Annotated in this window: 11 protein-coding genes; 5 read left to right on the forward strand and 6 right to left on the reverse strand. The window is 74.0% G+C overall.

All coding sequences use genetic code 11. The features are described 5' to 3' along the window. Window positions 1-17 precede the first annotated feature (17 nt). Window positions 18-12,191: a non-ribosomal peptide synthetase gene (locus tag SM418_RS29630; RefSeq protein ID WP_371944242.1), complete on the reverse strand. Its 12,174-nt coding sequence runs from the start codon at window positions 12,189-12,191 to the stop codon at window positions 18-20. A gap of 116 nt (window positions 12,192-12,307) precedes the next feature. Between SM418_RS29630 and SM418_RS29635 the strand changes: the two genes are divergently transcribed. The 3 genes from SM418_RS29635 to SM418_RS29645 all read left to right on the forward strand — a co-directional run bounded on the left by SM418_RS29635 (window position 12,308) and on the right by SM418_RS29645 (window position 16,644). Further along, window positions 12,308-13,603, forward strand: a complete 1,296-nt coding sequence (locus SM418_RS29635; protein WP_371944241.1) for a salicylate synthase — start codon at window positions 12,308-12,310, stop codon at window positions 13,601-13,603. 29 nt (window positions 13,604-13,632) lie between these two features. Next, window positions 13,633-14,406, forward strand: a complete 774-nt coding sequence (locus SM418_RS29640) for an Fpg/Nei family DNA glycosylase (protein ID WP_371944240.1) — start codon at window positions 13,633-13,635, stop codon at window positions 14,404-14,406. Window positions 14,407-14,511: 105 nt separating this feature from the next. Then, complete coding sequence (locus tag SM418_RS29645; RefSeq protein WP_371944239.1) at window positions 14,512-16,644, forward strand: hypothetical protein; 2,133 nt, start codon at window positions 14,512-14,514, stop codon at window positions 16,642-16,644. Between the two features lie 66 nt (window positions 16,645-16,710). Here SM418_RS29645 and SM418_RS29650 read toward each other — a convergent pair whose 3' ends face one another. The 3 genes from SM418_RS29650 to SM418_RS29660 all read right to left on the reverse strand — a co-directional run bounded on the left by SM418_RS29650 (window position 16,711) and on the right by SM418_RS29660 (window position 19,168). Continuing rightward, window positions 16,711-17,028: an SUKH-4 family immunity protein gene (locus SM418_RS29650; protein WP_371944238.1), complete on the reverse strand. Its 318-nt coding sequence runs from the start codon at window positions 17,026-17,028 to the stop codon at window positions 16,711-16,713. Between the two features lie 246 nt (window positions 17,029-17,274). Continuing rightward, on the reverse strand, window positions 17,275-17,709 hold the full coding sequence (locus tag SM418_RS29655) for an ATP-binding protein (RefSeq protein WP_371944237.1): 435 nt from the start codon (window positions 17,707-17,709) through the stop codon (window positions 17,275-17,277). Between the two features lie 325 nt (window positions 17,710-18,034). Then, window positions 18,035-19,168: a hypothetical protein gene (locus tag SM418_RS29660; protein WP_371944236.1), complete on the reverse strand. Its 1,134-nt coding sequence runs from the start codon at window positions 19,166-19,168 to the stop codon at window positions 18,035-18,037. A gap of 953 nt (window positions 19,169-20,121) precedes the next feature. Between SM418_RS29660 and SM418_RS29665 the strand changes: the two genes are divergently transcribed. Next, window positions 20,122-21,363: an HNH endonuclease signature motif containing protein gene (locus SM418_RS29665; RefSeq protein WP_371944235.1), complete on the forward strand. Its 1,242-nt coding sequence runs from the start codon at window positions 20,122-20,124 to the stop codon at window positions 21,361-21,363. On the opposite strand, the gene SM418_RS29670 is transcribed toward SM418_RS29665, so the two are convergent. Beyond that, a complete protein-coding gene (locus SM418_RS29670) occupies window positions 21,263-21,667 on the reverse strand; it encodes a transposase (RefSeq protein WP_443098406.1) in 405 nt (134 codons plus the stop codon). The two genes, SM418_RS29665 and SM418_RS29670, sit on opposite strands and share 101 nt — an antisense overlap. Beyond that, on the reverse strand, window positions 21,657-21,782 hold the full coding sequence (locus tag SM418_RS37990) for a transposase (RefSeq protein WP_443098403.1): 126 nt from the start codon (window positions 21,780-21,782) through the stop codon (window positions 21,657-21,659). The genes SM418_RS29670 and SM418_RS37990 overlap by 11 nt, the downstream gene beginning before the upstream one ends. 391 nt (window positions 21,783-22,173) lie before the next feature. Here SM418_RS37990 and SM418_RS29680 point away from each other — a divergent pair, with 391 nt between their 5' ends. Further along, the gene (locus tag SM418_RS29680; protein ID WP_371944232.1) at window positions 22,174-22,440 is read left to right on the forward strand and encodes a helix-turn-helix domain-containing protein; all 267 of its coding nucleotides are present in this window, start codon (window positions 22,174-22,176) and stop codon (window positions 22,438-22,440) included. Window positions 22,441-22,530: the final 90 nt, after the last annotated feature.

Raw genomic sequence — 22,530 nt, forward strand, 5'->3', positions numbered from 1 at the left:
GGCCGATATGAGCCGCCTCACCCGGTCCCGGCGGGCCCGAGCCGGGCGAGGAGGCCCGCCACGGTCGGCGCGCCCATCAGCGTCGCGATCCTCAGCGCCTCGCAGCCTGGCTCCCTCCTGATCCGCCGGACGAGCTTCATGGCGAGCAGCGAGTGGCCGCCGAGGTCGAAGAAGTCGTCGTCCGGGCCGACCTCCGGGACGCCGAGCTCCTCGGCGAAGATCCGGCACAGCAGCGCCTCCCGGTCGTCGCCCCGGCGGGCCGTCCTCGGGGTCGCCTCCCGCGTCACGGCGCGGGCCGTCAGCACGGCGGGCAGCGCGCCGACCCTGACGCCGGGGTCGTCCGCGACGGCCTCCAGCAACCGGATCAGCCCGTCCGCCAGCGCGGCGACCGTCTCCCGGTCGAACAGGTCGGCGGAGTAGTCGACGATCAGCCGGAGTTCGCCGGGGCCCTCGCGGAAGATGAAGTCCAGGTCGAACTTTGCCGCGCCCGGCCCGAACATCGCCTCCCGCTGCTCCAGGCCGGGGAACCGCACGTCGCCGACGCCCTGGTTCTCGTAGCCGACCATCACCTGGAAGAGCGGGTTGCGTCCGGGCACCCGGCGCGGGCGCAGCGCCTCGACGACCGCCTCGAACGGCAGGTCCTGGTTGGCGAGCCCGGCGAGGTCGGCCTCCCGGACGCGGGCGAGCAGCTCCGCGAACGCCGGGTCGCCGGACACGTCGGCGCGCAGGACGAGCGTGTTGACGAAGAAGCCGACGAGGTCGCGCGCGGCCTCCTCGGTGCGCCCCGCGACGGGGCTGCCGAGCGGTACGTCGTCGCCGGCGCCCGTCCGGTGCAGCAGCGCGGCGACGGCGGCCTGGCAGACCATGAACACGCTGGCGTTCCCGTCGCGAGCGACGCCGCGCAGCCGCCGCGTCAGGCCGGGAGGCAGGTCGGCGGTCAGGGTCCCGCCGCGCTGCCCGACGGTGCCGGGCCGGGGCCGGTCCACCGGGAGCGGGATCTCCTCGGGGAGGCCCGCGAGGGTGCGGGCCCAGTGGTCGAGCTGCCGGGCGTGAACGCTGCCGGGGTCGAGGGGGTCGCCGAGCAGCTCCCGCTGCCACAGCGCGTGGTCGGCGTACTGGACGGGCGGCGGCTCCCACGCCGGGGCGTCCCCGTCCAGCCGGGCCGCGTACGCCTCGGCGACGTCGCGGGCGAACGGCCCGAACGACCATTCGTCGAACGCGATGTGGTGGAAGACGGCGAGCAGCAGGTGCGTCCGGTCGCCCTCCGGGAACACCGCGACCCGCAGCGGGATGTCCGTGGCCAGGTCGAAGGGTCTGGCGATCACGTCCTCGGGCGCGCCGGCGGCGACCTCCAGGACGGGACGCGCCTCCTGCGGGTCGAGGATCCGCTGGTAGGGGGTGCCGTCGTGCTCGGCGAAGACCGTGCGGAGGCTCTCGTGCCGGGCGGTGACGTCACCGATCGCCGCCTCCAGCGCCGCGAGGTCGAGGTCGCCGCGGAGGCGCACCGCGAGCGGCAGGTGGTACGCGCCGCGCGGCCCGTCGTCCTCGCGGAGCAGCTGGTCGAGCAGCCACAGGCGGCGCTGCGCGGACGACAGCGGGATGCGCTCGGGCCGCTCCTTCGGCTCCAGGACGGGCCGGGCCCGTCCTCGATCCGATGCGCCCGCGTTGCGGTGCAGGCGTCCGGCCAGCTCCGCGACGGTCGGCGCCTCGAACAGGTCGCGGATCGCCAGCTCGGCGCCCAGCACGGCGCGGGCCCGGCCGACGAGCCGCGTCGCGAGCAGGGAGTGCCCGCCGAGGTCGAAGAAGTCGTCGTCGATGCCGGCGCCGGGGGCGTCCAGCACCTCGGCGAACAGCGTGCACAGCAGGCGTTCGACGGGTGTGCGGGGCGGGCGGCCGGTCTTGCGCGGCCCGTCCTGCCCGGGTTCGGGGAGGGCGCGCCGGTCGAGCTTGCCGTTGACGGTGAGCGGCAGCGCGTCCAGCGTCATGATCGCGCTCGGCACCATGTAACCGGGCAGGCGGGCCTTGAGGCCCTCCCGGACCCGCGCGGCCAGCACCCCGTGATCCCGCGCGGCGACCGGGTTTCCGGCGTACGAGGCGGGCGCGCGTCCCGGCTCCGCCGCAAGGAACGCCGCGCCCCCGCCGAACACGGCGTCATAGCACCCGGCCCGCTCGGACGGCGTGAGCACGACGCCGGGGAACAGCTCGTGCAGCGTCTCCGGCTCGATCCCTTCGGGCACGGAGGACAGGGCCTCCCGCGCCTCGTCCGCGGAGGACCCCTCGCGCAGCATGCGCAGGGCGGCGACCTCACCCGACGACCTCGGGTCGGGAATCCCCCGCACCCGCAGGACGCCTCCGGGGAACCCGTCGCGCAGCGCCGACAGCGCGGCGCGCACCTCGCCGGTTCCGGGACGCGCGGTGGGCTCGTCCGCGGTGGGGCCGTCCGCGGTGGGGCCGTCCGGCTCGCTCCAGTCCACGACCGGCGTGTCCGGGGCGGGCGGGGCGTCCTTGCGGAGGACGACGTCGTAGCGGTGGCGGGTCAGTTCGTTGTGGTGCCGGCCGCGCTTGGTGAGGACGTCCACGCGGGCGGGGCAGTCGAGTGCGGCGAAGAAGGCGGGGTGGAGGAGGAGTTCCTTTTCCATCCGGACGGCCCGCTCGACCGCCTCCAGATCGCCGCCGCCGCGTCCGAGCTGGATGGCGGTGTGCAGGCACCGGACCGTCCGCAGGTCGCGGACGTCGCCGATGAACAACGCTCCGCCCGGGGCGAGGAGGCGCATCGCCTTGGCGATGACGTCCCGCAGGTAGTCGGCCCCCGGGAAGTACTGCACCACCGAGTTGATCACGATGGTGTCGAAGTACGCCTCGGGCAGGCCGCCGGTGTCGTGGGCGGGCCGGCAGCTCAGCCGGACCGGCGAGTCGGGGCCGAGGTCCTGGCGGAGCTTCGCGATGACCGGTGCGGAGAAGTCGGTTCCCCAGTACTCCTCGCTCTCGGGGGCGAGGCGGGTGAGGAGGAGGCCGGCGCCGACGCCCATCTCCAGGACGCGGCGGGGGCGCAGCGCGCGGATGCGGTCGACGGTCGTCTCGCGCCACTCGCGCATGTCGTCGAGGGGGATGGGGGCGCCGTCGTAGCTGCTGTCCCACCCGGCGAACTCCTCGGCGTGCACGACCGTGCCGACCTCGGTGTACTCGGCGTCGTAGATCTGCCGCCATTCGGCGAGCTGCTCCTCGGCGGCGCCCTCGCGGGCGCCGTCCGGCACGACGTAGCCGACGAGCCGTTTCACGCCGGGGACGCCGGTGTCGGCGGCGACGACCGCGGCCTGCCCGACGCCGGGTTCCGCGGCGAGCGCGGTCTCGACCTCCTCCAGCTCGACCCGGTAGCCGCGGATCTTGACCTGGTCGTCGGTGCGGCCGAGGAAGTCGATGTTGCCGTCCTCGCGGACGCGCACGAGGTCGCCCGTCCGGTACATGCGGCCGCCCCCCGACGGGTCGCCGCTGAACGGGTCGGCGCCGAACGGGTCGGCGACGAAGCGCTCCGCGGTGAGGTCGGCGCGGCCGAGGTAGCCGCGGGCGAGGCCGGCGCCCGCGATGTACAGCTCGCCGGGCGCGCCCGGCGGGACGGGACGCAGCCAGCCGTCCAGGACGTAGCCGCGGGTGTTCCAGATCGGCTTGCCGACGGTCGGCGTGGCGCTGTCCTCGGTGCCGCCGCCGAGCGTGTTGATCGTGTACTCGGTCGGCCCGTACAGGTTGTAGCCGAGGACGCCGTCGGCCCGCGCGAGCCGGTCCCAGACGGAGGCCGGGACGGCCTCGCCGCCGAGGAGGACGAGCGGGGGGCGGTGCCCGCCGTCCAGGAGCCCCTCGTCGAGGAGCTGCTGGGCGTAGGTGGGCGTCACGTTGATGACGTCCACGCGGTGCCGCCGCAGGTAGGCGGTGAGCGCTTCGGCGTCGCGGCGCAGGTCCTCGTCGCACACGTGCACCTCGTGGCCTTCGACGAGCCAGAGGAGCTCCTCCCACGACATGTCGAAGGAGAAGGAGACGGTGTGGGCGATGCGCAGGCGGCGTCCGGCCCGCCGTCGACGCTCGGAGGCGACGACCGGGTCGAAGATGTTGGCGCGGTGGTTGAACTGCATGTTGGTGAGGCCGCGGTACGGCGTCACCACGCCCTTGGGCCGTCCCGTCGAGCCGGACGTGTAGATGACGTAGGCGGGGTGGTCGAGCCGGCCCGGGGTGCCGGGGGCGAAGCCTCGCAGCTCGTCCGGGGACGGGTCGGTGCCGGGGAGGCCGGCGAGGGTCCGGGCGGTCTCCGGGTCGTCCAGTGCGAGGGTCGTGCCGGTGAACGTGAGGCCGGCGGCGATGTCGCGGTGGGAGACCAGGCAGGCCGGGGCGGCGTCCTGGAGCATGTAGTCGAGCCGGTCCGCCGGATAGTCGAGTTCGAGCGGCAGGTAGGCGGCTCCGGTGCGCAGGACTGCGAACAGCGCGACGACCATCTGCGCGGAGCGGGGCAGCGCGAGGGCGACGACCCGTTCGGGGCCCGCGCCGCCGGCGATCAGGAGGCGGGCGAGGCGGTTGACCTCGGCGTTCAGTTCCCCGTAGGTGAGGCGGACGTCGGGCAGGGAGACGAGCGCGAGGTCGTCGGGTTGCGCGGCCGCGCGTTCGGCGAGCAGTTCGGCGACCGTCAGCTCGGGGACGGGACGCCTCGCCTCGGCCCAGTCGCGGCGCAGCCCGTCGTGTTCCTCGGCGACGAGGAGGTCGAGGCGGTGGCACGGGGTCTCGGGGGCGTCGGCGAGTTGCCGGAGGACCTTGACGTAGCGGTCGGTGATGCGTCCGGCCTCGGCTTCGGTGAAGGCGTCCCCGCGGTACATGACGCGGAGACCCGCACCGGGGTCGACGACCATGGTGATCGGGTAGTGGGTGGCGTCGCGGACCTCGCGGCCGGTGACGCGGAGGTCGCCGCCCGGGCCGAAGCCGCGGTCGGTCGGCATGCCGGGGAAGTTCTGGAAGACGAACAGCGTGTCGAAGAGCGTGCCGAGGCCGGTGGCGCGCTGGACGTCGGCGAGCGCGACGAACGAGTGGTCGAACAGCTCGGACCGGGCCGCCTGGACGCGGTCGAGCACGGCCGCCAGCGGGTCCGCCGCGGACGCCCCCACCCGCACGGGGATGGTGTTGAACAGCAGGCCGACCATCGACTCGACGCCGTCCACGTCGGGGTGGCGTCCGGAGACGGAGGCGCCGAAGACGACGTCGTCCCGTCCGGTCAGGCCCATCAGGACCAGGCCCCACGCGGTCTCGAAGAGGGTGCTCGGGGTGACGCCCCGGTCGCGGGCGACGGCGTCCAGCCGTTCGGCGAGTTCCGGCGGGAGCGGGCGGTGCAGTTCGCCGGCGTTCGCCAGGTCGGCCGGCGTGTCGACCAGGGCGGGGCCGACGAGGGACGGCTCGTCGAAGCCGTCCAGCGCGCGGCGCCACGCGTCCACGGCGGCGGCCCTGTCGCGGGTGGTGACCCAGTCCAGGAACGCGCGGAACGGCCGGACGGGGCGGGCCGCCTCCGCGGCGGCGTCGGTGTAGGAGTCGAGCAGCGAGGTGACGAGGAGGCCGCCCGACCAGCCGTCGAGCAGGATCAGCTCGGAGGTCAGGATCAGGCGGTGGTCGTCGCCGCCGAGACTGGCCAGCGCGAACCGGATCAGCGGCGGCTCACCGGGGTCGAACGGCTCGGCGCGCTGGGCGTCGGCGAACGCCTCGAGTCCGTCGGCGGGCACGGCGGCGTGCGTCCAGGGCACGTCGAAGTCGTCCGGAACGAATTGCACGGCGCGGTCGCCGTCCGTCCGGAAGCCGGCGCGGAGGTTCGGGAACTTCGTCAGGACGGCACGTGCCGCGTCCGCCATCCGGTCCGGGTCGACCGGCCCGGAGAGCTTCACCACGGCCTGCTGGACGTAGATGTCGCGGCCTTCGCCGGCGAGCATCAGGTGGAAGAGCAGCCCCTCCTGGAGCGGGGAGAGCGGCAGCTCGCCGGAGGGCTCCGCCGACCGGGCGGGGGCCGTCTCCGCGGCGGGCACGGCGGGTGCGGCAGGCGCGGCGGCCCCGGCGAGAGCCTCGATCGTCCGGAGGCGGAAGACGTCGCGGACGGTGAACGACAGGCCCGCGCGGCGGGCGCGGGCGACCAGGAGCGCGGCGCTGATGCTGTCGCCGCCGGTGCGGAAGAAGTCGTCGCCGGCGCCCACGGCGTCGCGGCCGAGGACGCTCGCGGCCAGCCGGGCGAGGACGCGCTCGGCCTCGGTCGACGGCGCCCGTCCTCCGCTCGGCCGCCCCGGTTCGGGGAGCGAGCGGCGGTCGACCTTGCCGTTCGGGTTCAGCGGCAGCTCGTCGAGGACGACCAGCTCGGACGGGACGAGGTAGTCGGGCAGCGCCCCCCGCAGCGACTCGGGCAAAGACTCGGGCAGGGACTCGGGCAGGGCGTCGGCGCCGGCGCCGGCGACGACGTAGCCGACGAGACGGGACCCGTGGGCGGCGACGGCGGCGCGCCGGACCCCCGGCTGCGCGGCGAGCACGGCCTCGATCTCGCCCGGCTCGATCCGGAACCCGCGGATCTTGAGCTGGTCGTCGGTGCGGCCGAGGAAGTCGAGCCCGCCGTCCGGGCGGCGGCGGACGCGGTCGCCGGTCCGGTAGAGGCGGGAGCCGGGCGGGCCGAACGGGTTCGCGACGAACCGCTCGGCGGTGCGGGCCGGGTCGCCGAGGTAGCCGCGCGCCAGCCCGTCCCCTGCCAGGTAGAGCTCCCCGACGGGGACCTCGCGGAGCGCGGCGTCCAGGACGTGGGCGCGGGTGTTGGCGATCGGCGCCAGTCCCCCGGCCCCTTCGCCGGGCCGGGCGACGAGGCTGTCCCCGGCGGCCTCCGAGCACCCGTACAGGTCGACCAGCCGGGCCGGGACCCGCTCGGCGAGCGCGGCGGGCAGCGCCTCGCCGCTGCTGATCCAGGTGGTGACGGACGGCGGCAGCCCGTTCTCGGCGAACGCGGCGAGCAGGCTGGGGACGAGCGTGACGAGCCGCACGCCGTGCCGTTCGATGAAGTCGGCGAGCGCGACGGCGTCGGCCGCGGTGGCGTCGTCGGCGATGACGACCGTGTCGCCGGCGGCGAGCCCGCCGAGCAGTTCGGTCGTGCCGTCGATGAACGCGGGCGAGCTCTTCGCGACGCGGACCCCGGGCTCGGCGAGGCCGGCCCCCCAGGCGAGCCGGTTGGCCAGGGCGCGCTGAGTGCCGGCGACGGCCTTGGGCGTCCCGGTCGAGCCCGACGTGAAGATCACGTAGGACGGGTGGTCCGGGTGGACGTCGGGCCGTTCGCGGCGGGGCGCGTCCAGCGGCGGCTCGTCGCGGCCGAGGACGAGCAGCGGCCGGGCCGTGGCCAGCATCCTCTCCACCCGGGCGGGCGGGTACGCGAGGTCGACCGGCAGGTAGGCCGCGCCCGTCTTCAGTACGGCGAGCAGGGCGACCGCGAACTCGTCCGAGCGGGGCAGCGCGAGCGCCACGACCTCCTCCGGGCCGGCGCCGGCGGCGGCGAGCCGGTCGGCGAGCGCCTCGGCGCGGCGGTCGAGGTCGGCGTAGGTGAGGGCGGCGCCGCCGAAGACGACGGCCGTCCTGCCGGGGGTCCGGGCGGCCTGCGCCTCGATGAGCCCGGCGGCGGTCCGGATCGGGAACTCGCGGGCGGTGTCGGGGTGCTCCACGGGGGCGCCGAGGGAGGAGAGCCGCCGCGCGGGGTCGGCGGTGACCTGGGCGATCAGCTCGTCCAGGCCGTCCAGGAGCCCTTCGATGGTGGCGGCGTCGAAGAGGTCGGCGGCGAACGCCGCGAATCCCTCGACCTCGTCGTCGCCCTCGGCGAAGTAGAGGTCGAGGTCGAACTTCACGCCGCCGGTCTCCGGGAGGAACGGCTCGGCGCGGACGCCCGGCAGCGCGAGCCGCACGTCGTCCAGCCGCTGGTGGACGATCATCACCTGGAACAGCGGGCTGCGGGCCAGCGAGCGCTCGGGCGCGAGCCTGTCCACGACCCGCTCGAACGGGACGTCGGCGTGCGAGAACGCGGCGAGGTCGGCGCCGCGCACCCGGTCGAGCAGCTCGGCGAACGTCGGGTCGCCGGACAGGTCGGTGCGCAGGACGAGGGGGTTGACGAAGACCCCGACGAGGTCGGCGAGGTCCACGTCGGCGCGTCCGGCGATGGGCGAGCCGAGCGCGATGTCGTCGCCCGCGCCGGACCGCTGGAGCAGCGCGGCGACGGCGGCGTGCAGCACCATGAACACGCTGGTCCCGGTGTCGCGGGCCAGCCGCCGCACCCCCGCGGCGGGGAGCCGGAAGGGCACGAGCCCGCCCCGGTGGCTCGCCTCGGCGGGACGCGGCCGGTCGACCGGGAGCACCGTCTCCGCGGGGAGTTCCGCGAGCGTCCGCGCCCAGAAGTCGAGCTGGGGCGCCGGATCGGGCGCGGCCTCGCGCTGCCAGGCCGCGTAGTCGGCGTACTGGACGGGCAGGGGCTCCCAGGCCGGGGTGTCCCCGTCCCGCCGGGCCTCGTAGGCGCGCGCGAGGTCGGCCAGCAGCGGCGTGAACGACCATTCGTCGGCGGCGGCGTGGTGCAGGAGCAGGATCAGCGACCAGTCGTCGTCACCGGTCCGGATGAGGGTGCCTCGGACGGGCAGGTCGCGTGCGATGTCGAAGACGTGCGCGGCGGCGTCCCGCTCGATCGCCGCGCGGCGTTCCGGCTCCTCGCCCCGCGCGTCGACGACGGTGAGGCGCACGCGGGCGTCCGGCCCTTGGACGTCCTGGACGGGAAGGCCGTCCGGCCCCTCGACCAGCAGCGTGCGCAGCGCCTCGTGGCGGGCGACCACATCGGCGAACGCGGCGTCGAGGGCGTCCTCGTCCACCGGGCCGTGGAGGCGCAGGCCGAGCGGGAGCGCGTAGGACGCGGACGGGCCGCGCAGCCGCTCCTCCAGCCAGAGCCCGCGCTGCGCCGCCGACGCCGGGACGACCTCGGGGCGCTCGACGTCGCGGACGCGCACCACGTCGCTCCGCACCAGCCGGGGCGCGAGCGCGGCGACGGTCGGGGCCTCGAACACGTCCGCGATGGACAGCGTCCCGCCCAGCTCGGCGCGGGCCCGGGCCGCGACGCGGGTCGCCAGCAGCGAGTGCCCGCCGAGCGCGAAGAAGTCGTCGTCGACGCCGATCCCCTCGACGCCGAGCAGCTCGGCGAAGATCGCGCACAGGGCCGCCTCGCGGGCGTCGCGCGGGGCGCGCCCGGACACCTCGGCCTCGGGGGCGGGCAGCGCGGCGCGGTCGAGCTTGCCGTTGACCGTGCGCGGCAGCGCGTCCAGCGCGACGAGGGCGGACGGCACCATGTACTCGGGCAGCGCGCCGGCGAGGGCGTCACGGAGCGCCGTCTCGTCCGCGCCGTCCGATGGGACGTAGTAGCCGACGAGCCTCGGTTCGCCGGGCCGGTCCTCGCGGACCACGACCGCCGCCTGCGCTGTCCCCGGCTGCGCGGCGAGGACCGCCTCCGTCTCGGCCGGTTCGATCCGGAAGCCGCGGATCTTCACCTGGTCGTCGGTGCGGCCGAGGTACTCGATCGAACCGTCGCGGGCGCGGCGTGCCAGGTCTCCCGTCCGGTACATGCGGGAACCGGGCGGCCCGAACGGATCGGCGACGAACCGCTCGGCCGTAAGGGCGGGACGGCCGGCGTACCCGCGGGCCAGCTGCGCGCCCGCCAGGTACAGCTCGCCCGGCACGCCCGGCGGGACGGGGCGCAGGGCCGCGTCGAGGACGTGCGCGCGGGTGTTGCGGAAGGGGCCGCCGATGCCGCGCGCGGGCAGGTCCGCGGACGTCGCCCAGATCGTCGCCTCCGTCGGCCCGTACATGTTGGTCGCGAGCGCCGCCGTCCCCGCCAGGGAATCGGCGAGCGCCGCGGGCAGCGCCTCCCCGCCGACCAGGACCCGCAGCCCCTTCAGCGCGTCCGGGGCGAGCGTGCCGAGCAGCGACGGGGTGCCCTGGACGATCGTGGCGTCCTCCAGCAGCCGGGCGAGCGCGGCGGGGTCGCGGACGTCGGCCCGGTCGGCGAGGACGACCGTCGCGCCGCTGATCAGGGGCGCGAACAGCTCCAGCGCCGCGATGTCGAACGCGATCGTCGTCACGGCGACCAGCCGGTCCCCGGCGCCGAGGCCGAGCTGCGCGCGCGTCGCGAGGAGGAAGTTCGCCAGCGCGCCGTGCGGGATCGCCACGCCCTTCGGGCGACCGGTCGAGCCCGAGGTGTAGATGACGTAGGCGAGCTGGTCGGTGGCCGGCGCGGTGGCCGGCGCGGTGGCCGGCGCGGTGGCCGGCGCGGTGGCCGGCGCGGTGGCCGGCGCGGTGGCCGGCGCCGGCGGGCCGTCGAGGACGAGGAGGGGCGCCGCGTCCGGGAGGATCCGCGCGGTCTCCGGCGTGACGATCGTGCAGAGGGGCCGGGCGTCGTCCAGCATGTAGGCGAGCCGGTCGGCGGGATGGTCGAGGTCGAGCGGCAGGTACGCGGCGCCCGCCTTCAGCACGCCGAGCAGCGCGACGACGAGATCGTGCGTGCGGGGCAGCGCGAGCGCGACGACGCTCTCGGCGCCCGCGCCGCGGGCCCGCAGCTCCGCCGCGAGCGCCGACGACCGCTCGTCCAGTTCGGCGTAGGTGAGCCGCCGCGCCCCGGCCTGGACGGCCGTCGCGCCGGGGGTGCGGGCGGCCTGCTCCGCGAACAGCGCGACGACGTTCGTGCCTGGCATCGGGTGGTCGGTGGCGTTGGCCTGCGCGATCAGGACCCGCTCGTCCACGCCCATGACCTCCAGGGCGCCGATCGGGCGGTCGGGATCGGCCAGCGCGTCGCTGAGGAGCGTCTCCAGGTGGACGAGCAGGGCGTCGATGCGCTCGTCGTCGAACAGCTCGCGGCGGAACGTGGCCTCGACCGTCATGCCCTGCGGGCGGACGAACGCCTCCAGCGACAGGTCGAAATGCGTGGTGCCGTTGTGGACGTGCGTCCAGGTCGAGGTGATGCCGGGCAGGTCCAGCTCGCCGATCTCCTGGGCGAGGAAGAGGAGCATCGTGTCGAAGAACGCCGACCGCCCCCGTCCCCGCGCGGGGCGAAGCTCCTGGACGATGCGGTCGTACGGCAGCGCCTGGTGCGCGAAGCCCTCGGCGACCGTCCGGCCGGTGCGCCGGAGCGCCTCCCGGAACGTCGGCGCGCCCGACAGGTCGGTGCGCAGCACCAGCGTGTTGCCGAAGTTGCCGACGAGCCGCTCGACCTCGGCGTGCTCCCGGTTCATCACCGCCGACCCGATCGCAACGTCGTCCGCGCCGGTGTAGCGGTGCAGCAGGACGGCGTACGCGGCGAGCATCACCGTGTACGGGGTGAGGTTCTCCTCGGCGGCGAGCTTGCGCATCCCCTCGGTCACCGCATCGTCGAAGCGGCGTGCCCGCCGTCCGCCCCGCTCGTCCACGGCGGCGCCGCGCGGGTGGTCGGCGGGCAGGTCGAGCGGGGCGGGCGGCGGATCGAGACGTTCCCGCCAGTAGGCGAGGTCGGCCTCGTCGACGGGCCGCCGCTGCTCCCATTCCGCGTAGTCGGCGTACTGGACGTCCAGTGCCGGCAGCCCGTCCGGCCGCCCGGCGACGGCGGCGCGGTAGAGGGCCGAAAGGTCGCGCGACAGCGAACCCCACGTCATCCCGTCCCACGCGATGTGATGGACGACGAGGACCAGCGCGTGCTCGTCCTCGCCGAGCCTGAGCAGCTCGAGCCGGATCGGGCGCTCGCCGCGCAGATCGAACGGCATGGCCGCCAGTTCGGCCGCCCGCGCGTCGGCGTCCTCGCAGTCGCGGGGCGCGAGCTCCAGCGAGTCGTCCGCTGTGACGATCTGCACCGCCCCGTCCCCCGCGGCGTCCGCGTACGTGGTGCGGAGGACGGCGTGGCGCCGGATCAGCCCGCGCAGCGCCTCCCGGAGGGCGCCGGTCTGGAGCGGCCCTGACATGCGGACGAGCAGGCACACGTTGTAGGCGGGGCTGCCGGGGAAGGTGCGGTGGTGCAGCCACATGCTCTGCTGCGCGTAGGACAGGGGCGCCGGCCCGTCCGATCCGCGGGGTGGGATCCCGGCGGAGCCGGAGCCCAGCCCGGCCTCGGCCATCATCCGCCGCATCAGTTCGCGTCGCCGCTCCGTCGTCGTCTGCACGCCCGCTCTTCCGTCCGACTCCATGATCGCGGTTAGGTTAGCCTTGCCTATGGTGAGCGCACAAGGTTAGCCTTACCTAACTTGATCTTTCCGGTCGCGAAAGGGAGTTGGCTGCCTTGTCCATCGGTCTGCGCACTGATGCGAAACCCACGGAGCTCGTGCTGGAATGCGCCGCGGAGCCGCTCGCCGTCATGGCCCGGCTGGCCGGCTCCGGCCTGTTCGGCGACTACGTCGTGTACGAGCGGCCCGGCTCCTGGACGTTCGCGGGCGGCACGCTCGGCGAGGTCGTCCTGGACGCCGACGCCGTCCACGTCCGCTGGCCCGGCCTTCCCCTCGCCGCCCGCCCGTGGTCGGGCCGACCCGCCGACGCGCTCCGCGAGGCGTTCGCCGGCTCGCCGATCCCCGCCTGGAACGCCTACGGCTGGATCGCGTTCGAGTTCGCCGTGCCCCGCCCCACCGGCCGCCTCGCCCACCTGATCGTCCCCTGCACCGAGGTCCGGGTCGCCGACGGCCGCGCCCGCATCACCGGCGAAGGCGCCGAGCGGGTCGCCGGGCTCCTCGCCGACGCCGCCCCGGTCGCCGGCGTCCCCTCCCCCGTCGACGTCCGCGTCGACGGGGACGCCTACCGCGCCAAGGTCGCCGCGGCCGTCGCCGAGATCCACGAGGGCCGCTACCAGAAGGTCATCGTGTCCCGCCGCCTGGACGTCCCGCACTCCGTCGACGTCGTCGCGACCTACGCGCGCGGACGCGAGGCCAACACCCCGGCGCGGTCGTTCCTCCTGGACCTCGGCGGCCTCCAGGCGGCCGGCTTCAGCCCCGAGGTCCTCGCGACCGTGGACGCCGACGGCCGCGTCATGACCCAGCCGCTCGCGGGCACCCGCGCCTTCGGGGCGGGCGCCGAGGCCGACGCCCGCACCCGCCGCGAACTGGAGAACGACCCGAAGGAGGTCTTCGAGCACGCCGTCTCCGTCCGCACCTCGCTGGAGGAACTGCACCGCGTCTGCGATCCGGCCACCGTCCAGGTCACCGACTTCATGACCGTCAAGGAGCGGGGCAGCGTCCAGCACCTCGGCTCGCGCGCCTCCGGCGTCCTCGCGCCGGGCCGCTCGCCGTGGGACGCCCTGGACGCCCTGTTCCCCGGCGTGACCGCGTCCGGCATCCCGAAGCCCGACGCGGTCGAGGCCATCACCCGCCTGGAGGGCCGCCGGGGCATGTACTCCGGCGCCGTGGTGACCGCCTCCCACGACGGCGCCCTCGACTCGGCCCTCGTCCTGCGCGCCCTCTACAGCGAGGACGGCCGGGCCTGGCTCCGCGCCGGCGCCGGCATCGTCAGCGCCTCGACCCCCGACCGCGAGTACGAGGAGACCTGCGAGAAGCTCTCCAGCATCGCCCCGTACGTCGTCCCCCGCTGATCCTCCGGCATGGCGGGTAGGAACCCGCCATGCCGGAACTCCCCGATGTCGAGGGCTTCCGCCGGGTGCTCGCCGAGCACACCGGCGAGCCGATCGTCTCGGTGTCGGTGCTGGACGCCGGCGTCCTGCGCGGGGTGACCGCCCGGCGGCTGTCCGCGGCGCTGCGGGGCCGCCGCTTCGAGGAGCCGCGGCGGCACGGCAAGTGGCTCCTCGCACCGGCCGGCGGCCCCGTCCTGCTCCTGCACTTCGGCATGACCGGCTCGCTCTCCTGGCACCCGGCGGACGAGCCGCGGCACCGGCACGACCGCGTCGTCTGGGGTCTGCGCGGCGGCGAGCTGCGCTACCGCGACATGCGCAAACTCCAGGGCGTCCGCCTGACCGACGCCGAGCGGGCCGCCGACGTGCTCGAAGGCCTCGGCCCGGACGCCCTGCGGGTGTCCCGCGGCGAGCTCGCCGGCCTTCTGTCACACCGCCGCGGGCGGCTGAAGCCCACGCTCACCGACCAGTCGGTCATCGCGGGCCTCGGAAACCTCCTCGCGGACGAGATCTGCTGGCGCGCCCGGATCAGCCCGCTCCGCACCGCCGGTGACCTGGACGCCTCCGAACTCGCCGCCCTGCACCGCGCGATGCGCCGCGTCCTGCGCGACTCGGTCGAGGCCGAGCGCGTCCCGCCGCGCGACACCTGGCTCACCGGCGCCCGCGACGACCCCGAGGGCGCCTGCCCCCGCTGCGGCACCCCCCTGTCCGCCCGCCGCCTCTCCGGCCGCACGACGGTGTGGTGCCCGACCTGCCAGCCGCGCTGACCCGCGCGGGCAGCCGACGCCCGGACTCCGGCCGTCCCAACGTCCCCCGGGCAAGATCGGCGCATTCGGTTGCCGGTCGGGGCCGGGGGCTGGATCCTGGCGCATGTGATCAACAGTGCGGGGAGACGCGGCGCGATCGCGGTCGGATGGTCGGCCGTGCTCGTCTGCCTGGTCATCGGTTCGGCGGTGGTGCAGATCACGGGGCGCTCGGGCGCGGACGTCCGCCCGGTCCGCGCGCCGGTGGTGGTCATCGGTGTCGCCGGGCTGGCGTGGGGCGACATCCGCGCGGATCAGACCCCCCGCTTGTGGCGGCTGCTCACCGGCGGCGCCGCGGCGGGCGCCGCCACCGTGCGCACGACCGGCGGTTCCGCGTGCGCGTCCGACGGCTGGCTGTCGCTGTCGGCGGGCCAGGCGAGCGTGGGCCCGCGCACGGACGAGGGCGCATGCCTTCCCCTGCCGCCGGTCCGGGACACCGCCGCCGGGCCGCGCGTGGCGCGGTGGGACCGGCTCGTCGACGCCCAGCGCCGCTCGGAGTTCTCACCGCGGCCGGGGACGCTCGGCAAGGCGCTGTCGGAGCACGAGGGCTGCGAGACCGCCATCGGCCCCGGTGCCGCGATCGCCCTCGCGCGCCCGGACGGGACCGTCGGGCGCTACAGCGCCACGGTCAACGACGCCGCGCTCCGCTGCCCGGTCACGGTGATCGACGGCGGCCAGGTCGTGGAGTCGGGATCCGGCCGGCTGAACTCGCTGGCGCGGATCGACGCGTTCGCGGGCGGGGTGCTGCAGCGCCTCGGCGGCGACGTCACCGTGCTGGTCCAGGGCGTCACCGAGCCGCCCGGCGGGACCCCGCACCTCGCGGTGAGCATGGTCCGCGGGCCGGTGACCGCCTCCCGGGACAGGCCGGCGCTGCTGACGGTCACCTCGACCCGCTGGGGCGGGGTCGACCGGCTGCTGGACGTCCCCAGCACCGTCCTGGACGCGGTCGGCGCCCCCGAGCCGGCGGAGTTCAGCGGCGCGCCGATCTCCCTCGGGCGGGCGCGTCCCTCCGACCCGACGCGGACCGTCCACGAGCTCGGGGCCGTGACCACGACCGACCAGACGCTGCGCCGCTGGGCGGGCCGGCTCCTCCTCGTGGTGGCGGCGGCGCAGCTCGTGCTGTTCGCCGCGGCCGCGATCGGGTGGCGCCGCTCGTCCCAGAGGTGGCGGCGGGCCTTCGCCGGCGCGACGCTCCCGTTCTCGGTGCTGCCCGTGTCGATGTATCTGGTGTCGCTGACGCGGTGGTGGCACAGCCCGTTCCTGGACGCGTCCCTCTGGGGCGCCTTGGCCGCCACCGTCGCGGTGGCGGCCGTCCCGGTGGCGCTGCTGCCGGCACGCCCGCTCTGGCACGCGCCCCTGGCGGTCAGCCTGCTCACCTTCACCGTGCTGGTCGTGGACGCGGCGACCGGCACGCTGCTGCACCGTGCGAGCCCGTTCGGCCCGTCCGCGCTGTACGGCGGCCGGTACTACGGGTTCGGCAACTCCACCTTCGCCGTCTTCTCCGTCGCCGCGCTGGTGCTCGCCGGAGCCGCCGCGGCCGAACTGGCCTCCCGCGGGCGGCGCCGCGCGGCGACCGTCGCGGTCGCGGCGATCGGCACCGTCGCGGTCGCCGTCGACACCTGGCCCGGCTGGGGCGCCGACGTGGGCGGCGGCCTGGCCCTGATCCCGGGCGTCGCGGTCCTGGCCCTCGCGATCGCCGGGGTGCGGCTGACTCCGGTGCGGCTGGCCGCCGTCGGGGCCGGGGCGGTGACGGTGGTCGCGGCCGTGGGCGTCGCCGACTGGCTGCGCCCGCCGGCCTCCCGCACGCACGCCGGACGCTTCGTCCAGGAGGTGCTCGACGGGCAGGCATGGGATCTCGTCGAGCGCAAGGCCGGTTACGCGCTGGGATCCTTGGCGGGCGGCCCGGTCGCCTGGGGAACCGCGCTCGTCCTCGCGCTCCTGGTGCTGACGCTCGCGTGGCCGGGACGCTTCTCCCCGCCCTGGCTCGACGCCGCGCTGCGCGAGTGGCCCACGCTGCGTCCCACCCTCGCGGCGGTCCTGACCACGTGCGTGATCGGCGCGGTGGTCAACGACTACGGCATCCGGCTCGTCACCTTCGGACTCGTCACGCTGCTCCCCCTCCTCGCCCTCGCCTGCGCCCGCGCGGGCTCTCACGTCTCGCGGGCTACCGGCTCAGACTTCAGAAGCGGTGCGGTTCGGTGAGGGCCTGCACGGCGTGGCCGAGGCCGCCGATGCGCGCCCTCCGAGGCCGTCCCGTCCCGTGGGGCGTCACATGGTGCCGCATTTGTAACGGTGGTACTCCGACGCCAGGGTGCCGGTGTCCATGGGGGGCCACAGGGTCAGGGCACCGGTGCGGCGGTCGATGATCAGGACGCTCTCGCAGTCCTCCGGGCCGGGGCGTGCGACGAAGCCTTCGCCGAACGACTCGACCGAGAGCAGGACGGGCCGGCCCTCCGACCGCTCGAACCAGGCGTCGGCGCGGCGCCAGGCTTCCGCGCGGTCCACCGGGCCGATGCACATGCCGTAGGCGGCCAGGACGTCGGAGACGTTGCGGACCGTCCGGCACTGTTCGAGGCCGCAGGCCATGCAGACCGGGCGGTCGCGGACGTCCCGGCCGCGGCGGTGCGCGGTGCGCGGTGAGGACGGTGGTCAGCGCCGCCGATGTCGCGAGCGTCAGCGTCCGGGCCTTCCGGACGAAGGACGCGCTGTGCGGGTCGAGGGCTCCGGCGTTGGCCAGGGCCAGCCGGTCCAGGGCGTGCGGGTCGGCGCGCATCGCGCACGCCATCGCGGACCGCACCTGGGCGACGGTCCGCTCTTGCAGGCCGCGGCCCCTCACGCCGCCTCCCCCAGGGTGGCGGCGAACAGGGCCGCGACGGTCCGCGACCGGTCGTTGCCGAACCATCCCCAGCCGGTGGCCAGGAGGGAGACGGTGCGCAGGCCGCGCCCGGACTCGGCGTCGGCGGCGGCGTCGGTGACGGCGGGCTCGGAGGGTGCGCCCTCGTCGGTGACGGCGACGGCGACCGCCCCGTCCCAGCGGGTGATCTCGACGACGAAGGTCCCGCCCGGCTGGCCGGACTTGGTGTGGCGAAGGGCGTTCACCACCAGTTCGTCGACCGTGAGGAGCACCTCGTCGAGCAGGGGGCAGCCGTCCAGGAGGGTCGTGGTGAGGCGGCGGGCGGCGCGTGCCTGGACGGCGTCGCCCGGGAAGGCGCGCCGCCAGCGCTGTGCGGTCGCGGGGCCGGCGAGGACGGAGATCGGATGCGGCATGGGTTTCCTCAACGCGTGGTAGCCGGGTCGTCATCGTGCGTGCTCATCGTCACACCGCACACCGGCGACCACGGGGAGAACCGCACGTCAGACCGCCAATCGGCACGCCTACCGTCGGCACGCCCACCGTTCGGCACGCCCACCGTCGGCACGCCCACCGTCGGCACGTCGGCCAGCCGGGCTTGTGATGCCCGCACGTTCACGAACAGAACGTGCGCGCATGTCGTGCCGGGCCCTCCGGCGTGAGCCGCGGGGCCGGACCGTCCGGCGTGAGCCGCGCCGGTCACTCCGCCCATCGGTCACAGGAGGCGCCAGCCGCTTCGACTCACCGGCGGTTCGCCTCCTGGGACCGCCGGGTGACAGCGCGCGTGGTGAGCGTCACCCGGGGCAGCGGCGGGTTGTCGTACCAGTCGGCGTGGTATTTGCGCAGCAGGGCTTCTCCGTCCCGTTCCCATGAGAAGCCGGGCTTCTTCAGCAGCTTCTGGAACAGGCGGTCGGCGGCGTCTGGGCCAGCCTCGGCCACCAGCCGCCGGATCGGGACGGGACTGATCCCTTCCTCGCGCAGGTAGGCCGAGATGACGTCGCGGTAGGGGCGACGCCTGATCAGGCCGGGGTCGGCGAAGGCCTGCTGGGCGAGGGCATAGTCGCCGTAGAAGCCCAGCCCGTCCTCGGCGTCGTAGATCAGCGCGACGCTCTCCGCTGCGGTCCAGTCCTCGGGGAGCGGCGGCAGGTCCGAATCGGTCCAGGGTCCGGCCTTGCTGCCTGCCTGCTCGTAGACGCGGCGGTAGACGGCCATCAGCGTCTCGTGGACCTTCCCACCGGGGACGACGACCAGGTCGCCGCCGTACAGGTCGATGAAGGCCCGGCGCTGCTGCTCCTGCATCTCGCGGGCCTCGGCGAGCTTCTCCGGGTTGCGGAAGACCCGCTCCGGATCCCGCAGGACGATCTCAGGCAACTCTGCCAGGACCGCGTCGGCCTCCTCGGCGGCGTAGGCCATCGGCGTGCCGCTGATCATCCACTCGTCGCCCACCGGCACGATCCCGCCGATCATGATCGTGCCCGGTGTGAGCATCTCGACCCCTTCGGCTCCCATGTTGGAGCGGACCCGGTAGGTGAGTTCGTCCACATGGTTGAAGGCGACGACCCCGTCCTCGCCGTACGGCTCGATGATCTCGAACATGCCCTGCACGTTGTCGAGCCAGCCAAGCACCAGCGCCCGGTCCCGCTCGTCCAGGTCACGGCGGTCGACAACGAACCGCTCCACCACCCGGGACCCGCTCGGGAGCCGGTAGCTGAACAGAAAACCCTCAATGACGGCTGCGAAGACGCCCTCATCGTTGACGACGCCGCCGGGGAAGGCGTCCATGACCAACTCGTCCAACACGCCGTCGAAGCGTCCGGACAGGGCGAAGCTGACCAGCTCCCCCTTGAGGTCTCCGGCCCGCGCCATCTGATCCATGCTCGCCCTCTCCACCCTCGCCTTGGCAAAACACGCACGCTACCGGCGCAAGCCACCCGTGCCCGCACGTTCGCCAACGGCCGACTCGGCGCGGGGACCTTGGCGGCGGCTCGCCTCGATCCGCACTCCTGCCAAGCACACCTCCATCCCGAAACCAGCCAACTGCCGAGTTCTTCCTGGACGGACTACATGGCGGCTTGGCAATGGCTGCAAGGAGCGACGGGCCACGTTCAGCGCGGGAGCCCACGAGGACGGCCCCCATGAGGAGCGAAACCGACTCGCGCCAGGGGGCGTGTGGACGCCGCGCTGGCCATGTGAAGGTAGGCGCCAAGTCACCCGTTGGGAGACGCAGAGGCGGGACGGTCGCATGTACGGGCGGTGGACGTCGACCTAATACTCCAGCCGCACTTGGAGAGCTCGAGGTCTTCCCAGATTTTGGGTGGCGCCGCCCGGAGAAGACAATTCTGCTCGTGCGTTACAAGGATGACGGTGAAGTTCGAATCTACCCGGCCACTGCGCGATGGCCTGGCGACCGCCTGCGATGACCGTGGACGGATCGGTGACAACTTGGCTCGGGTGTGTTCGGGGTGCGCTGTTGTTGGTTGTTTGTTCGGGTGGTGGGGGCGGCGCTGCGTACGGGGCCGCCCCTCCAAAGTCAAGGGCGCTTCGCGTCGCTTCGCGATGGGACTCCGTCCCACCCTTGACTTCGGAGCCTCTACGGCCCCTGAGCGCAGCTTTTCGCCGGGCAGGCTCCGCCTGCCCTCTGCCCGACGCGCCACCCCCACCACCAGCCAGAAAGGATCTTGGTGTCACGTACAAGAAACACAAAATGCCCATGTCCGCCACCGAATTTGAGAGTGCGACGATTCAGCTAACCACAGGGTGACAGTATTGGCGCTCCAGGATCGTTGGGCCGGGGGATATGTCCGGCCCCGATTTAATATAATCAGGATATGTGTTCCACGGCGATCGACCTGGACGCGGCGTCCACCCTGGAATTGGTGAACGCCGCCTCCGCGATTGCCGCCGAACTCGCCCGCCGTACCGCGCCAGAATCGGCACCGGCCTGCATCCAACTCGCCGAGACCCTCGCCGCCACCGGTGACATGCAAGAAGCCGCCCTCAGCGGACTCATCGGCGTCGTCGACGCCGGCCGGGAAGTGCAGCGGTGGGGGTACCCGTCCACGCGGGCGTGGCTGCGGTCCCGGCTCGGGATGCGCGAAGCTCGCGCCAAAGAACGGCTGACGCTGGCGCGGCAGCGGCACCGCCTCACAGATGTGTCGAGCCGCTGGGCCGCCGGCCAGCTGTCCACGGGCTACGCCGCCACCATCGCCGACGCCGTCACCCGTCTGGACGACCACGACTGCGCTGCCGCCGAGGACATCCTGCTGGACATGGTCGGCCAAGGCTTCTCCGCCGGAAAGGTCGCCTCCTTCGGCCGCCGCATCCGCGACGTGATCGCTGAACGGGACGGGCGTGAGCAGGCCCCTGACACCGACACACGGCGCGGCTATGAGCGGTCCTGGATCGACTCGACGCGTTCGCTGGACGGTGGCCGCTACATCAAGGGCTGGCTGAACGCCGAAGACGCCGCCATTTGGGACGGCACCCTCGCGCCACTTGCCAAACCTGCCGGGACCGACGACCACCGTGACCTGTCCGAGCGGACGGCGGCGGCCCTGAACTCGGTGCTGTCGGGCGGCCACAAGGCCACCAAGGTCACCGTCATCTGCGACCTGGACACCCTGACGCGCGGTACCGCTGCGGCGCGGCTGACCGACGGGACGCCGATGCCGGCCCAGCAGGCCCGCCGCATCGCCCTGGCCGCCGGAGTCTCACCCCTGCTCCTGGGACGCGGGAACCAGCCGCTCTACCTCGGCCACCGCGTCCGGTTCGCCACTGCCGCGCAACGCCAGGTCCTCGAAAGCCTGTATGCGACCTGCGCCGTCCACGAGTGCGAGGTGCCCGGGACGCTCTGCGAAACCGACCACGTGCACGGCTGGGCCCTGGGCTCACCCACCGACATCGACCAACTCGCCCTGTGTTGCGGATGGCATAACCGCTGGAAACACGCCAACCCCACACAAATCCACATCACCACCGGCCCCGACGGACGCCACACCTACCGCATCCTGGCACCACCCGACACCAAACCCGTCCGCCCACCGCCCCCCAAACTCCAAAACGCCGCCTAATACTCCAGCCGCATTTAGTGATCGATAAGGCGGCGGGGTGCGTCCACTTAACGGTTCTGTCGCATATTCGGTGTGGCTTGGTCGCGCACCGCATGCGCTCACCGACGCCGACGTCTGCGAGCCGGTGGGGATCCGCGAACCAGGACGCGGGCACATACAGCTCCCGGTCGATCAGTACCCGCTGCCGGTCTGGGTTGACATACGAGGCGAACACCTCGATCTGGCAGTTGGTGATCTTGCCCGCGGTCCCGGTGTACTGGCGCTGCACACCCGCCGAGCGGCGGCCCTTCTTCTCAGGGCCCAGTGTCGTCGACCACCAGGACTCCGTGGGCGTCGCCGAGCCGCTCGGCCACCTGCCGCCGCAACGCATCCCGCACCTGGTCGGCGTCCCACTTGGCGTGGTTGAGCAGCCATTGCATCCCGTCCGGCCGCGCGTCCTCTGCGAAGTCCGCCAGCGGCCAGCCGTTTTGTGCTCCAGCCCGCTCAACAGGCCCAGCAGATACCACCAGGCCCGCAACCTGGGCTTCCGCCGGCCGAAGAACGGCGCCACCACCTGCGCGAACAGCTCATCGAAACCATCGGCCACCCGACCGAATGGGCATCTTCTACAGTGGGCGGCACGGCCACTGCCCTAACGGAAGTTGATGAGATGCAGGGTCCGCTGACGTTCTCTAAAGCGTTGTGGACCTGTTCGATATGAAAACGTCACCTCGTTCGGCCTGACCAGGCTTTCATTTCCCCTGTGAGCATCCGTCGGGTCATGTACACAGGGTAGTGACATGGTCACGCTCTTGCTTCTCGGGGGTCAGCATGGTCAGCCCGTACGTACGCCGCCAGCGCCTGGCGACCGAACTCCGCAAGCTCCGCGAGGAGCGCGGCCTGATGGCGGACGAACTCGCCAAGCGCATCCACTACTCGCGCATGAAGATCAGCCGCCTAGAGAACGCCCACGGCCGCCCCGACGTCGCCGACGTCATCACTATCCTCGACGCGCTGAACGTCCCGGAGAAGCAATGGACGGAGATCGTCCGCCTCGCACACGATCACGGCTCCGGAGTAGTCGCGGTCTCGGCCTGATTGTCCGGTTCGGCTGCTGCGGTTGCGGGGCTGGAGATGCGTGCAGGCACGGCCTGCGTGATCATGAAGGTGTCTAAGCTTTCTGATCAC

This window comes from Actinomadura chokoriensis, assembly GCF_041463665.1.
In the GTDB taxonomy this organism is placed as follows: Bacteria; Actinomycetota; Actinomycetes; order Streptosporangiales; family Streptosporangiaceae; genus Spirillospora; species Spirillospora chokoriensis_A.

Coding starts and splice junctions, on each gene's coding strand:
- SM418_RS29660 (WP_371944236.1), bottom strand. CDS start 19,168: ATGGATCAGATGGCGCGGGCCGGAGACCTCAAGGGGGAGCTGGTCAGC.
- SM418_RS29650 (WP_371944238.1), bottom strand. CDS start 17,028: ATGGCCTGCGGCCTCGAACAGTGCCGGACGGTCCGCAACGTCTCCGAC.
- SM418_RS29680 (WP_371944232.1), top strand. CDS start 22,174: ATGGTCAGCCCGTACGTACGCCGCCAGCGCCTGGCGACCGAACTCCGC.
- SM418_RS29655 (WP_371944237.1), bottom strand. CDS start 17,709: ATGCCGCATCCGATCTCCGTCCTCGCCGGCCCCGCGACCGCACAGCGC.
- SM418_RS37990 (WP_443098403.1), bottom strand. CDS start 21,782: ATGCAATGGCTGCTCAACCACGCCAAGTGGGACGCCGACCAGGTGCGG.
- SM418_RS29665 (WP_371944235.1), top strand. CDS start 20,122: ATGTGTTCCACGGCGATCGACCTGGACGCGGCGTCCACCCTGGAATTG.
- SM418_RS29640 (WP_371944240.1), top strand. CDS start 13,633: ATGCCGGAACTCCCCGATGTCGAGGGCTTCCGCCGGGTGCTCGCCGAG.